Below are 13,015 nucleotides of genomic sequence, written 5' to 3'. Positions count from 1 at the left end.
GTACGATGAGCCTCGCAGCGCCGCACGCCCCCGGGCGGCAGCGCTCCCCGCAGCCCTGGAGGGACCCCCTGATCGAGACCATCGAGCCCGCCGACGGCGCCGAGGCCGACAGCGCTCTCGTGGCCCGGCTCGGCCGCCGCTTCGCCGCAGGGGAGGAGGCGGCGCTCGCCGAGGCGTACTCGCGCTGGTCGCCGCTGGTCTTCACGCTGGCGCTGCGCTCGCTCGGCGACCGCGGCGACGCGGAGGACGTGGTGCAGCGCGTGTTCGTCTCGGCCTGGACCTCGCGCTCGGGCTTCGACCCCGGACGGGCGGCTCTCGGAGCGTGGCTGGTCGGGATCTCCCGGAGGAGGATCGCGGACGCGCACGAGGCGCGGGCGCGCGAGCGGAGGCTCACCGAGGCCCTCGTCGCCGTCACGCCGGTCGAGGAGGGGGAGGCCCCCGTCGACCTCGAGGCGCGGATCCTGATCGCCGACGAGCTGGCCCGCCTGGATCCCGTCCCCCGGCGGGTGATCGGCCTCGCCTTCTACGAGGACCTCACCCACACCGAGATCGCCGAGCGCACCGGCCTGCCGCTCGGTACCGTCAAGAGCCACATCCGCCGCAGCCTCGACCGGCTCCGCTCCCGCCTGGAGGTGAGCAGCACATGACCCACCTCGATCCCGACGAGCTCGCCCTGCTCGCCCTCGGCGAGCACTCGAGCGACGCCGAGCAGGCCCACCTGCGCGACTGCCCCGACTGCGCCCGGCAGCTGGTCGAGCTCGGCCACGCCGCGGGCCTGGGCCGTGCGAGCCGTGCTGTCGAGCTGGAGGCGCCGCCCGCGATCGTCTGGGACCGTATCCGCGAGGAGCTCGCCCTCGACGACCTCGGGCCCGGCGCCCTGCCGTCGTCGGCCGCTGCCGTGCCGCCTCCGCTCGCCCTTCCCCGGGGACGGCACCGTCCCGCGCGCCGCCGCCGGCCCCGCGCTCTGAGCGCCGTGCTGGCCGCTCTCGGCGCGCTCGTCATCGGGGTCGCGGGCGGAGCCTGGTGGCAGGCCTCGCGGAGCGACGACACCGCCGCCGTCGTGGCGCGCGCTGATCTCGCCGCTCTCCCCGACTGGCAGGGAGCGAGCGGAACCGCGGAGCTGGAGGACGCCGACGGCGCCCGCCGCCTGCACGTGCACCTCGATGCGCAGAGCGCGGACGACTCGTACCGGGAGGTCTGGCTCCTCGCCGCCGACGCCTCCGGGCTGGTGGGCCTCGGCGTGCTCGACGGGACCGACGGTGTCTTCGCCGTCCCCGACGACGTCGACCTCGCCGAGTACTCGCTCGTGGACGTCTCCCAGGAGCCGTTCGACGACGACCCGGAGCACTCCGGCGACTCGATCGTCCGCGGCCCCCTGCGCGAGGGCTGAGGCCTAGGCCGACCGCTCCGCCAGCACGGCCGTGAGCGCCTGCACCGCGGCGGAGGGGCGCGGCGCCGTGCAGACCGAGAGCTCCCAGACCAGCCCCGGCCAGTCGAGCGCGAGGGCCGTGACGCCCTCCAGCGGCTCGACGCCCGCGCGCGGCACGATCGCCGGCCCCAGCCCCGCCTGCACGAAGCGGGGGATCCCCGGCAGATCGGCGACCTCGGTGGCCACCCGGCGCGACGCCCCGGCCTCGCGGAAGGCGAGGTCGACGGCGACCCTGTTGCCGAAGCCGGCGGGCGTGTCCACGAAGGTGAGCCCGTCGAGGTCCTGCGGGGAGGGCGGTCCCGCAGCGGCGAGCGGATGCGCGCTCTCCACCAGCAGGACGTAGTCGCTGCGCACCAGCCGCGTCACCGCCAGGCCCCGCAGCTGCGCCGCGGGCAGTGCCAGCAGAGCGGCGTCGAGCAGGCCGCGGCGCAGGTCCTCGGCGAGACCGGTGGAGCCGGTGGTCGAGGTGCGCAGGAGCAGGTCCACCAGCGGGTGCCGGGTGCGGAAGACGCCGAGCGCGCCGGGCAGGTCGACGAGGTCGAGGGCGGAGAAGGTGCCCACCCGCACCCGCCCGCGGAGCCCCGCCGCGTCGTCGGCCGCGAGCGAGCGCATCCGGTCGAGGCTGTCGATCGCCGATCGGGCCGAGGGCAGGAGCGCCTCGCCGACCGCGGTGAGCGCCACCCGCCGGGTCGAGCGGGCGAACAGCGGCGAGCCGAGCTCCTGCTCGAGCGAGCGGATGCTCGCCGAGAGGGTCGACTGCACGACGAACAGGCGCGCGGCCGCCCGGGTGAAGCTGAGCTCCTCGGCGACGGCGACGAAGGCGGCGAGCTGGCGGTCGTCCATCCGCCCATTATCCAGCAGGGACGATCAATCCAACCGAGATCCTCCGTTGGACACGGATGATGGGGCGGAGCACTGTGGACACCGTGACCACCACCGAGCGCTCCCTCCCGTCCGTCCACCGCCGCGAGCTCCCGCACCGCCACGGCTTCTGGGTGATCGCCGTCGCCTTCCTCACGGTGATGGCGTTCTCGACCGTGCCGACACCGCTCTACGCGATCTACCAGCAGCGCGACGGGTTCCCGGCCTTCGTCGTCACCGTGGTCTTCGCCGCGTACGCGGTCGGAGTCGTGGCGAGCCTCTTCCTCGCCGGGCACGTCAGCGACTGGCTCGGCCGCCGCCGGATCCTGCTCGCGTCGATCCTCGTCGAGGTCCTGGCGGCCGCCGTGTTCCTGCTCTGGCCGGACGTGCCCGGGCTGATCCTCGCCCGCCTGCTGACCGGGCTCGGCGTCGGCGCGCTCACCGCGACGGCCACCGCCCATCTCTCGGAGCTGCGCGCCGTCGCCCGCCCGGAGGAGGGCCCCGGCACCTCCCGCGCCGTCTCCGCCCTCGTCAACATGGGCGGGCTGGCGCTCGGCCCGCTCGTCGGCGGGGTGTTCGCCGTGACGGTGCGCGAGCCCCTGGTCGTCCCGTACGCCGTGTTCCTCGTCCTCCTGGTCGTCCTCGGGATCGGCGTCGCGCTCGTCCCCGAGACGGTCGAGCGGCGCGAGGTCCTCCCGGCCTACCGTCCGCAGCGCCTGGCCGTGCCGGCCGCCTCCCGCGGCGTCTTCCTCTCGGCCGCGGTCGGCGCGTTCGCCGGGTTCGCCGTGTTCGGCCTCTTCACCTCGCTGGCGCCGACCTTCCTCGCCGGGCGCTTCGGCGAGACCTCCCACCTCGAGGCGGGCGCGGTCTCCTTCGGGGTCTTCGCCGCCGGAGCCGTCGCGCAGCTGGTCTCGATCCGGCTGTCCTCGCGGACGGCGCTCCGCCTCGCGGCCGTGGCGCTGACGGCCGGGCTGCTGCTGGTCGCGACCGGCGCCGTGATCGTCTCGGTGTCCGCCTTCATCATCGGCGGGGTGCTCGCGGGAGCGGGCGTGGGCCTGCTCTTCCGCCTGGCGCTCGGAGTCGCCGGCTCGCTCGCCACCGACGAGACCCGCGGCGAGGTGCTCGCGGCCGTGTTCCTCGCCGCCTACCTCGGCCTCGCGGTGCCGGTCCTGGCGATCGGTGCCGCGCTCGCGCTCCTGCCGGCCGTCCCGGTCCTGCTCGGCTTCGTCGCCGTCGTGCTCGTCCTGGTGCTCGCGGCGATCGCCCGGATGCGGCGCACCGCCTGACGCGAGCGGGGGAGGGGCCGCGAGCTGGACAATGGAGGCATGAAGCTCTTCCCGTTCGGACGCGGCGACGCGAACCCCCTCCCCTCCGACGACCGCGGCTCGGGCAAGCTCGACGACTACGACTACGAGCTGCGCCCGAAGTCGCGGCGCGGTGACACCCTCCTCCGCCTCGCCGACTCCCGGCCGCACCAGGACGAGATCGCGCGGGTGCTCGCCCTCGGCGAGGACGAGGTCACGGCCGTGATCCCGCGCCGCACCGCGGAGGAGGAGCGCGTGGATGCTCCGATGCCGGTCCGCCTGTTCGCGGCCCAGCGCCCCTCGGGGCTCGTCGGCCAGGTGCCGCGCGGTCTCGAGAACGTGGTCGCGGCCGCCCTCGCCCGGCTCTCGGAGGCGGGGAGGTCGCCCCGCGTGCCGGCCCGCATCGTGACGGTGAGGGGCGGGCTGCGCGTCGAGCTGCTGATGCACGAGACGCGGGGCTGACGGGCGGAGGGCCGGCCGGGTCGGCGCGGTCCATGGAGGAACCGCACCGCGGCTGATAGCATGAACCGGTTCCGAATCCGAAAGCGACCGCCGGTCGACCCAGGATTCGAGCCACGGAGCAGGCCGGCAGGAAGCTGGTCCTCGGTGGTGGAGTCCCGGACGGCGGCAGCGTGCGACAGAGCACGGGCCGCCGCGGCACGAGTCGCAGGCGGCACGTCCCGCTCGCGGCACAGGTCGCGACAGCCCGGAGCTCTTCTACTGGTGGCCAGCACGAACGCCCTCCACACGACGGCACGGCGCGAAGCCCTGCCGTGGGATCGTCTCGATTCCTGACCGGACCGCTGCTCCGACGAACGCCGGCGCCCAGAAGGGGCGCCGCTGCAGACGTTAAGGAGACAGACCTCTTGGAAGGTCCTGAAATCACATTCGCCGAAGCCGTTCTCGACAACGGCTCGTACGGCACCCGCACCGTCCGCTTCGAGACCGGCCGCCTCGCGCAGCAGGCTCAGGGCGCCGTCGCCGCCTACCTCGACGAGGACACCATGCTCCTCTCGGCCACGTCGGCCTCGAAGAACCCGAAGGACAACTTCGACTTCTTCCCGCTGACCGTCGACGTCGAGGAGCGCTCCTACGCCGCCGGCAAGATCCCCGGCTCGTTCTTCCGTCGCGAGGGCCGCCCCTCCACCGAGGCGATCCTGGTCTGCCGTCTGATCGACCGGCCGCTGCGCCCCTCGTTCGTCGAGGGCCTGCGCAACGAGGTCCAGATCGTCATCACGGTCCTCAGCATCGCGCCGGACGAGTTCTACGACGCCCTCGCGATCAACGCCGCGAGCGCGTCCACGCAGATCTCCGGCCTGCCGTTCTCCGGCCCGGTCGCCGGCGTCCGCCTGGCGCTCATGTCCGACGGCTCCGGCAACGACCAGTGGGTCGCCTTCCCCAAGGCCTCCCAGCTGGAGAACGCCGTCTTCGACCTCACCGTCGCGGGCCGCGTCGTCACCAACGAGGACGGCTCCTCGGACGTCGCCATCATGATGGTCGAGGCCGAGGCCACGGAGTCCTCCTGGAACCTCATCAAGGCGGGTGCGACCAAGCCCAGCGAGGACGTCGTCGCCGAGGGCCTCGAGGCCGCCAAGCCCTTCCTCCGCGCACTCGTCGAGGCGCAGGCGAAGCTCGCCGCCGAGACCGCGAAGCCGGTCAAGGACTACCCGGTGTTCCTGCCCTACGCGCAGGAGACCTACGACAACGTCGCCGAGCTCAGCTACGACGAGCTCGTCCGCGTGTACCAGATCGCCGACAAGGTCGAGCGGCAGGACGCCGACGACGCCCTCAAGGCGCGCGTCAAGGAGCAGATCGCCGAGCGCATCGCCTCGGGTCAGCTCTCCGCCGAGGCCTACAACCAGGTCGGAGCGGCGTACAAGTCCGTCACGAAGGTGGTCGTCCGCGGCCGCATCCTTCGCGACGGCGTGCGCATCGACGGACGCGGCCTCGCCGACATCCGCCCGCTCGACGCCGAGGTGCAGGTCATCCCGCGCGTCCACGGCTCGGCCATCTTCCAGCGCGGCGAGACCCAGATCCTGGGCGTCACCACGCTGAACATGCTCAAGATGGAGCAGCAGATCGACTCGCTGTCGCCCGTCACCAAGAAGCGGTACCTGCACCACTACAACTTCCCGCCCTACTCGACCGGTGAGACCGGCCGAGTCGGATCGCCGAAGCGTCGCGAGATCGGGCACGGCTTCCTCGCCGAGCGCGCCCTCGTGCCGGTGCTGCCGAGCCGCGAGGAGTTCCCCTACGCGATCCGCCAGGTCTCCGAGGCGCTGAGCTCCAACGGCTCGACCTCGATGGGCTCGGTCTGCGCGTCGACCCTGTCGCTCCTCAACGCCGGAGTGCCGCTGCGCGCGCCGGTCGCGGGCATCGCGATGGGCCTCGTGTCCGACGTCGTCGACGGCCAGACCCGCTACGCGGCGCTGACCGACATCCTGGGCGCCGAGGACGCGCTCGGCGACATGGACTTCAAGGTCGCCGGAACCGCCGAGTTCGTCACGGCCATCCAGCTCGACACGAAGCTCGACGGCATCCCGTCGTCGGTGCTCGACGCCGCGCTCAAGCAGGCCAAGGACGCCCGCACCACGATCCTCGCGGTGCTCACGGCGGCCATCGACCAGCCCGACGAGATGGCCCCGACCGCGCCCCGCGTGATCTCGGTGCAGATCCCCGTCGACAAGATCGGCGAGCTGATCGGCCCCAAGGGCAAGACGATCAACGCGATCCAGGACGAGACCGGCGCCGACATCTCCATCGAGGAGGACGGCACCGTCTACATCGGAGCCGTCGACGGTCCGTCGGCCGAGGCCGCGCGTGCGCAGGTCAACGCCATCGCGAACCCGACCAACCCCGAGGTCGGCGAGCAGTTCCTCGGAACCGTCGTCAAGCTCGCGACCTTCGGCGCGTTCGTCTCGCTCCTCCCCGGCAAGGACGGACTGCTGCACATCAGCGAGGTCCGCAAGCTCGCCGGCGGCAAGCGCGTCGAGAACGTCGAGGACGTCCTCGGAGTCGGCCAGAAGCTGCTCGTCCAGATCACCAAGATCGACGACCGCGGCAAGCTGTCCCTCGCGCCCGTCGTGGCCGAGGAGGCCGAGGTCGAGGCTCCCGCCGAGAGCTGATCCCTCCTGCACGACCGTGACGCCCGTCCCACACCGGTGGGGCGGGCGTCCGTCGTCGGCGGGGGCATGGGGTACGGTGGCGGGACCGCGCCGCACCGCCCCGACCGGAGGACTCCGTGACCGACCCGACGCCCCTGGCCACCGAGCCGGAGACGCCCCTCCTCTCACGCACCCTGGGTCGGACCGGCCTCCCCGTGCATCCGCTCGCCCTCGACGGCTCCGTCTTCGGCTGGGCCGCCGGGATCGACGACACCACCGAGGTGCTCGACGCGTTCGGCCGTCTCGGCGGCACCCTGATCTCGACCGCGGACCACTACGCGACCGGTCGGAGCGAGTACATGATCGGCCGCTGGCTCGAGCAGAGCGGGCTGCGCGAGCGGATGCTGGTCGCGACGAAGGTCGGTCGGCACCCGGACGCGCCGGGACTCGCCCCGGAGGACGTCCGCATCGCGATCGAGGGGAGCCTCGAGCGGCTCGGCACCCGGATCGACCTGCTCTCGTTCGACAGCGAGGACCCCGGGATCCCCATCGCCGACAGCCTGGCGGCGGTCGCGCCGTTCCTGGCGGACGGCTCGGTCGGCGCCCTGGGTGCCGCGCACTTCAGCGGAGCGGCGATCACGGCGCTGCACGAGACGGCGACCGCGTTCGCGCTGCCGTCGCTCTCGGCCGTCGTGTCGGAGTACAGCCTGATGGAGCGCCGGACCTACGAGACCGACGTCGCCCCCGAGGTGGTGCGGCTCGAGCTCGGCACCCTCGCGCGGCTGCCCCTGGCGAGCGGCTACCTCACCGGCGCCCTGCGCAGCCGCACGGACGAGCCGGAGTCGGCCCTGTTCGAGGCGGGCCTGGACTACGTCGGCCGCCACGGCTCCCGCGTGCTCGCTGCCCTCGACGAGATCGCCGGCGCCCACGGCACGGAGCCCGGCGTGGTCGCGCTCGCCTGGGTGCTCTCGCACCAGGAGGTCTCGGCGGCGATCGTCCGGGCCCGGAACGCCGCGGAGCTCGAGTCGCTGTTCGCGGCGGCCGCGCTCCCACTGACCCGGAGCGACATCGCCCAGCTGGACCGCGTCTCCGCCTGAGGCTCTCGCCCGCTGGTCCGCCGCCGTCGGGCGCCGCGCCCCGCGCCGGGCTCGGAGCGGGGCGCGGCGAGGTTCAGCGGCGCAGGATGCGCGCCTCCCACGGGCCGAGCGTCGACCCGGTCGCACCGGCGACGTTGCCGAGGACCGTCTCGGCAGCCGCCCACTCCTCGAGCAGCGGCACCTCGAGCGGCTCACCGGACACGTTCCCGACGACGAGCAGCTCGCCCGGTCCGGTGCGCGTGAAGGCGAAGAGCGCGGGGTGCTCGGGCTCCAGCAGCGCGAAGCGGCCCAGCTGCACCGTCTCATCGGCGTGCCGCAGCGCGATCAGCGCCCGGTAGTACTCGAAGACCGACCGCTCGGCGGCCCGGTCGGCGGCGACGTTCACCTCGGCGGCGTTCGGGTTGACCGCGATCCACGGCTCGCCGGTCGTGAAGCCGGCCTGGGGGCCGTCGTCCCACTGCACCGGCGTGCGGGCGTTGTCGCGGCTCTGCGCGCGCAGCCCGGCGAGCACGGTCGCGGGGTCCTCGCCGCGCTCGTCGACGGCCTCGGCCCAGTAGTTCAGGGACTCGACGTCGCGGAAGTCCTCGATGCCGGCGAACGGGACGTTCGTCATCCCGATCTCGTCGCCCTGGTAGATGTACGGCGTGCCGCGCTGGAGGTGGAGGAGCGTCGCCCAGAGGGTCGCGGACTCGTAGCGGTGCGCGCCGTCGTCCCCGAAGCGCGAGACGAGACGCGGCTGGTCGTGGTTGCCGAGGTACAGGCTGTTCCAGCCGCGCTCGGCCAGGCCGTCCTGCCAGCGCGCGAGGTTGGCCTTCAAGGCGACCAGGTCCAGCGGCACCGGGTGGAACTTGTCGACTCCGTGGTCGATGCCGACGTGCTCGAACTGGAAGACCATGTCGAGCTCACGCCGCTCGGGATCGGTCACGAGCACCGCCTCCTCGAGGGTGACCCCGGGCATCTCGCCGACGGTGAGGAAGGAGCCCTCGCGGTGCGCGAACACGGCCTCGTGCATCTCGCGGAGGTACTCGTGGAGCCGCGGACCCACCCCTCCGACGATGCCCGCGCCGCCCTGCTCGCCGTCGACGGCTCCGACGTCCTTCGAGACGAGGTTGATCACGTCCATCCGGAAGCCGTCCACTCCGCGGTCGAGCCAGCGGTTCATCATCGCGTGCACCGCGTGCCGCACCTCGGGGTTCTCCCAGTTGAGGTCCGGCTGCTGCACCGCGAAGAGGTGGAGGAAGTACTCGTCCGTCGCCGGGTCGAGCGTCCAGGCCGGGCCGGAGAAGTAGGAGCGCCAGCCGTTCGGCTCGGCGACGTCGAGGCCGGCGCCGGCGGCCGCCTCGAGCTCGCGGCCGGGCTCGGCCGAGCGGCGCCCGCGGCGCCACCAGTACCAGTCGCGCTTCGGGTCCTCCTGCGAGGAGCGGGACTCGACGAACCAGGCGTGCTCGTCGCTCGTGTGGTTGACCACGAGGTCCATCACGATGCGGATGCCGCGCTCGTGGGCCTCCGCGAGGAGCAGGTCGAACTCCTCCAGCGTCCCGAACCGCGGGTCGATGTCCTCGTAGTCCGAGATGTCGTAGCCGTTGTCGTGCTGCGGCGACGGGTAGACCGGCGAGAGCCAGATCACGTCGACCCCCAGGTCGGCGAGGTGGTCGAGCTTCGAGCGGATGCCGCCCAGGTCGCCGATGCCGTCGCCGTTCGAGTCCGCGAACGAGCGCGGGTAGATCTGGTAGACGACGGCGCTCGTCCACCAGGGCGCGGACATCTCCCGCTCGGGGGAGTCGGAGGTCGGGGCGGCGGTCTCGGAGGGGGTCGGGGCGGCGGAGTCCATGGTCGCGAATCTAGCCCGGACGGCCGACACGGAGGGGCCCGCCGCACCGCTCGCCGGCGCGAGTCGACCCCGCCGGCGGCGCCCGTGTAACGATCTGGTGAACCGTGCGCGACCCGGCGGAGTGGCGGCTCCGGCGCTCGGATACTCTCTCCCCTGGCGGGACCCGAGCCGCCGCAGGGAGAGTGGTGGCGTGCCCAGGGACAGGACCGGCGCCGTCGTGCGGGCTCCCCGTCACAGTGCCGTCCCGCTCCCGCCCGCGGCGTCCCGCGCAGCCTCCTCGAGCGGCGTCCTCGCCGAGACCGGCCCCGTCGAGCCGACCGCCGTCGCACCCTCGCACCGTCGGCCGATGGGCGACTCCGGCCACGACCTCTTCCCCTTCGTGCTCGACGCGGCGGCCCTCGGCCGCGACGACGGTGCCGCGCTGCTCGAGCGCTACGCGGCGTGGGGCGGCAACGGCGTCGTCGTCACCGATTCGAGCCTCGCGGAGGGCGTCGGCGGCTGGCCCGCCGGACACCGCGACCGGGACCGCTTCCTCCTGATCGGCCGCTTCGCCGCTCCGGTCGGCGCCCCCGCGACGCCACGTGCGCTGGTGGACGGTGTCGAGGGGGCGCTGCGCCGCCTCCGCACCGATCGCCTCGACGTGCTGGCGGTCCGCCCCGACGGGGCCGGGCGCCTCGACGAGCTCCTCAGCGCTGTCGACGTGCTGCTGGCGCGCGGGCTGGTGCGGTCGGTGGTCGCCTCCGGGTTCTCCCCGGAGGAGCTGTTCGAGGCGCGCGTCCTGGCCGCCCACGGGCTGCCCCGCCTCGCCGGCGCGGAGGTCCGCTGGAACCTGCTCGAGCGGCCCGGCTCGGAGGGCGATCTCGGCCTCGTCGCCGCCGGCCAGGGACTCGCCCTGCTCGCGACCGTCCCCCTCGCCCACGGGTTCCTCCGCGGCGCCGAGCGCACCCGCCGCGAGCTCGGCCGCCTGCCCGACGGGGCACTCGCCGCCGCCCACCTCGGGCGCCGCGGACGCCGGGTCCTCGCCGTCCTCGACGCGATCGGTGCCGAGCTCTCGGCCGCTCCCGCCGCCGTCGCCCTGGCCTGGCTGCTCGGCCGGCCGCGGCTGACCGCCGCGACGGTCGCCCCGCGCTCACCCGCCGACGTGGACGCGCTGGTGCGCGCGGTCTCGCTCGAGCTCGACCCCGGACACCTGGCCGCGCTGGAGCGCGCGCGCCGCTGACCGCGCCCGTCCGCGACGCCCCCGGCACCTCTCCCGCCACGGCGCGACAGCCCGGCTCGGGCCGCCGTCGCGGTGGCCTAGGGTGGGCACGATGAATCACGGAGTCGCACTGCCCCTCGACCAGCCGGAGACGTCAGTCCGGGCCGCAGGCGGATCCACGGTCCGCCGCTCCGTCCTCCCGAGCGGTGTCCGCATCCTCAGCGAATCGGTGCCCGGCGCCCGCAGCGCCACGATCGGCTTCTGGGTCGCCGCGGGTTCTCGCGACGAGCGGCCCGGCCGCCCCGCGACCGCGGGCGAACCCGCCGTGCCCTCCAACGTCGGCTCGACGCACTTCCTCGAGCACCTGCTGTTCAAGGGCACGCAGAAGCGGTCCGCCCTCGACATCGCCGTGTCCTTCGACTCCGTGGGCGGGGAGCACAACGCTCTCACCGCCAAGGAGTACACCTGCTACTACGCCAAGATCCAGGACCGCGACCTCCCGATGGCGGTCGAGGTGATCGCCGACATGGTGACCTCGAGCCTGATCGATCCGGACGAGTTCGAGACCGAGCGCGGGGTCATCCTCGAGGAGCTGGCGATGGCGGACGACGATCCGGCCGACGTGGCGGGCGAGAAGCTGTTCGAGGCCGTGTTCGGCGACCACCCGCTGGGCCGCCCGATCGGGGGCACCGCCGCGACCATCGGCGAGGCCACCCGGGACGCGGTCTGGGCGCACTACCGCGCCGCCTACCGCCCGCGAGACGTGGTGATCACCGTCGCCGGCGCCGTCGACCACGAGGCGCTCGTCGCGCTGCTCCAGCGGGTCCTCGTCGCCGACGGCTGGGACCTCGGCACGGCGGCCCCGCCCGTCGAGCGGCGCGTCGGCGGCCGTGCGTCCTACACCCGCGGCAGCGCCCTGTCGGTGGTGCACCGCCCCACCGAGCAGGCGAACCTGCTGGTCGGCTTCCCCGGTCTCGCCGCGGGCGACGAGCGGCGGATGACGATGGGCGTCCTCAACTCGATCCTCGGCGGCGGCATGTCCTCGCGGCTGTTCCAGGAGGTGCGCGAGAAGCGCGGCCTGGCCTACTCCGTCTACTCCTTCGCCCCGTCCTACTCGGACGCGGGCCTCTTCGGGCTCTACGCCGCGTGCACCCCGGCGAAGGCGGGGACGGTCGCCGAGCTCCTGCTCACCGAGTTCCACCGCCTCGCCGAGGACGGCGTCACCGACGACGAGCTCGCGCGCGCCCGCGGCCAGCTCTCGGGAGCGGCGGCGCTCGCGCTGGAGGACTCCGACACCCGGATGTCGCGCCTCGGACGCGCCGAGCTGACCTTCGGCGAGTTCGTCGACCTCGACGAGAGCCTGCGCCGACTCGCCCTCGTCGGCGCGGAGGACATCCAGGCACTCGCGGCAGACTTGGCCCGGGGGCCGTCGTCGATCTCGGCCGTCGGCGCGGTCGACGAGTCGGCCTTCGCCGGGATCGCCGGGATCGAGAGCGCCTCCGCGATCTGATCCGATCGTCGAACGCCCGCTGACCGCGCACCGCCGCGCCGCACCAGGGAGGACCCCGTGTCCCACTACATCTACCTCGTCCGCCACGGCGAGCAGCAGGACGCCGAGCACGGCATGCCGGACGGCCCGCTCTCGGCCCGTGGTGAGCGCCAGGCGAGGCTCATCGCCGAGCGGCTCGGCGGAGTCCCCTTCACGGGAGCGTGGCACTCCCCGCTGCGCCGGGCCGAGGAGACGGCCGCACGCTTCCAGACGCTTCTGCCGAGCCTGCCGCTCCAGCCGTCCTCGCTGCTGTTCGACTGCATCCCCTCGGGGCCGACCCCGGACATGCCCAAGGCGTTCGAGCCCTTCTTCGGCAGCGTCACCGCGGCCGAGATCGAGGCGGGGCACGCGCAGATGCAGGACGCGGTGGCCGAGTTCCTGGCGCCGTCGCGCGAGGACCGCCACGACCTCCTCATCACCCACAACTTCGTGATCGGCTGGTTCGTCCGCCACGTGTTCGACGCTCCCGACTGGCGGTGGCTGGGCCTCAACCAGGCCAACTGCGGGCTGACGATCATCCGCGTCCGCTCCCGCAAGCCGCCGGTGCTCGTCGTGCACAACGATCTCTCGCACCTGCCTGTGGAGCTGCGCACCGGCCTGCCCGAGGCCCAGCCGTACTGAGCCGCGGGCTACGCTGAGTCG

11 protein-coding genes are annotated in these 13,015 nt (G+C 73.7%); 9 read left to right on the top strand and 2 right to left on the bottom strand.

Features of this window, described 5'->3' with window-relative positions; translation table 11 throughout:
- The first annotated feature begins 5 nt into the window (after positions 1 to 5).
- Together C5C44_RS06510 and C5C44_RS06505 are read left to right on the top strand one after the other, a co-directional pair.
- Positions 6 to 647 (top strand): RNA polymerase sigma factor, encoded by a 642-nt coding sequence (locus C5C44_RS06510; RefSeq protein ID WP_104226288.1) that lies wholly within the window; start codon positions 6 to 8, stop codon positions 645 to 647.
- Positions 644 to 1,390, top strand: a complete 747-nt coding sequence (locus tag C5C44_RS06505) for an anti-sigma factor (protein ID WP_104335551.1) — start codon at positions 644 to 646, stop codon at positions 1,388 to 1,390. The genes C5C44_RS06510 and C5C44_RS06505 overlap by 4 nt, the downstream gene beginning before the upstream one ends.
- A gap of 3 nt (positions 1,391 to 1,393) precedes the next feature.
- Here the strand turns inward: C5C44_RS06505 and C5C44_RS06500 are convergent, their stop codons facing one another.
- Positions 1,394 to 2,272 carry a LysR family transcriptional regulator gene (locus tag C5C44_RS06500; protein WP_104226290.1) on the bottom strand — a complete coding sequence of 293 codons (879 nt, stop codon included), beginning with the start codon at positions 2,270 to 2,272 and terminating at the stop codon, positions 1,394 to 1,396.
- An 83-nt stretch (positions 2,273 to 2,355) separates the two neighbouring features.
- Here C5C44_RS06500 and C5C44_RS06495 point away from each other — a divergent pair, with 83 nt between their 5' ends.
- From C5C44_RS06495 to C5C44_RS06480, 4 genes are all read left to right on the top strand, one after another.
- Positions 2,356 to 3,576 carry an MFS transporter gene (locus C5C44_RS06495; protein WP_258059399.1) on the top strand — a complete coding sequence of 407 codons (1,221 nt, stop codon included), beginning with the start codon at positions 2,356 to 2,358 and terminating at the stop codon, positions 3,574 to 3,576.
- Positions 3,577 to 3,615: 39 nt separating this feature from the next.
- On the top strand, positions 3,616 to 4,056 hold the full coding sequence (locus C5C44_RS06490) for a hypothetical protein (protein ID WP_104335550.1): 441 nt from the start codon (positions 3,616 to 3,618) through the stop codon (positions 4,054 to 4,056).
- 404 nt (positions 4,057 to 4,460) lie between these two features.
- Entirely contained in the window at positions 4,461 to 6,719 is a 2,259-nt protein-coding gene (locus C5C44_RS06485) for a polyribonucleotide nucleotidyltransferase (RefSeq protein ID WP_104224806.1), read from the top strand.
- 116 nt (positions 6,720 to 6,835) lie between these two features.
- Positions 6,836 to 7,795 carry an aldo/keto reductase gene (locus tag C5C44_RS06480; protein WP_104233259.1) on the top strand — a complete coding sequence of 320 codons (960 nt, stop codon included), beginning with the start codon at positions 6,836 to 6,838 and terminating at the stop codon, positions 7,793 to 7,795.
- A gap of 73 nt (positions 7,796 to 7,868) precedes the next feature.
- Here the strand turns inward: C5C44_RS06480 and C5C44_RS06475 are convergent, their stop codons facing one another.
- Positions 7,869 to 9,560: an alpha-glucosidase gene (locus tag C5C44_RS06475; protein ID WP_104335599.1), complete on the bottom strand. Its 1,692-nt coding sequence runs from the start codon at positions 9,558 to 9,560 to the stop codon at positions 7,869 to 7,871.
- 256 nt (positions 9,561 to 9,816) lie between these two features.
- Here C5C44_RS06475 and C5C44_RS06470 point away from each other — a divergent pair, with 256 nt between their 5' ends.
- The 3 genes from C5C44_RS06470 (at position 9,817) to C5C44_RS06460 (ending at position 12,994) form a co-directional block, all read left to right on the top strand.
- Positions 9,817 to 10,845: an aldo/keto reductase gene (locus C5C44_RS06470; protein WP_146086937.1), complete on the top strand. Its 1,029-nt coding sequence runs from the start codon at positions 9,817 to 9,819 to the stop codon at positions 10,843 to 10,845.
- Between the two features lie 91 nt (positions 10,846 to 10,936).
- The gene (locus C5C44_RS06465; RefSeq protein WP_104260638.1) at positions 10,937 to 12,334 is read left to right on the top strand and encodes a pitrilysin family protein; all 1,398 of its coding nucleotides are present in this window, start codon (positions 10,937 to 10,939) and stop codon (positions 12,332 to 12,334) included.
- A gap of 57 nt (positions 12,335 to 12,391) precedes the next feature.
- Complete coding sequence (locus C5C44_RS06460) at positions 12,392 to 12,994, top strand: histidine phosphatase family protein (RefSeq protein ID WP_104224462.1); 603 nt, start codon at positions 12,392 to 12,394, stop codon at positions 12,992 to 12,994.
- Positions 12,995 to 13,015: the final 21 nt, after the last annotated feature.

The sequence above is a fragment of the Rathayibacter sp. AY1F6 genome, assembly GCF_002932035.1.
Lineage (GTDB): Bacteria > Actinomycetota > Actinomycetes > Actinomycetales > Microbacteriaceae > Rathayibacter.
The sequence above is the reverse complement of the archived record's forward strand: the minus strand, read 5'-3'. Positions and strand labels throughout refer to the sequence as shown.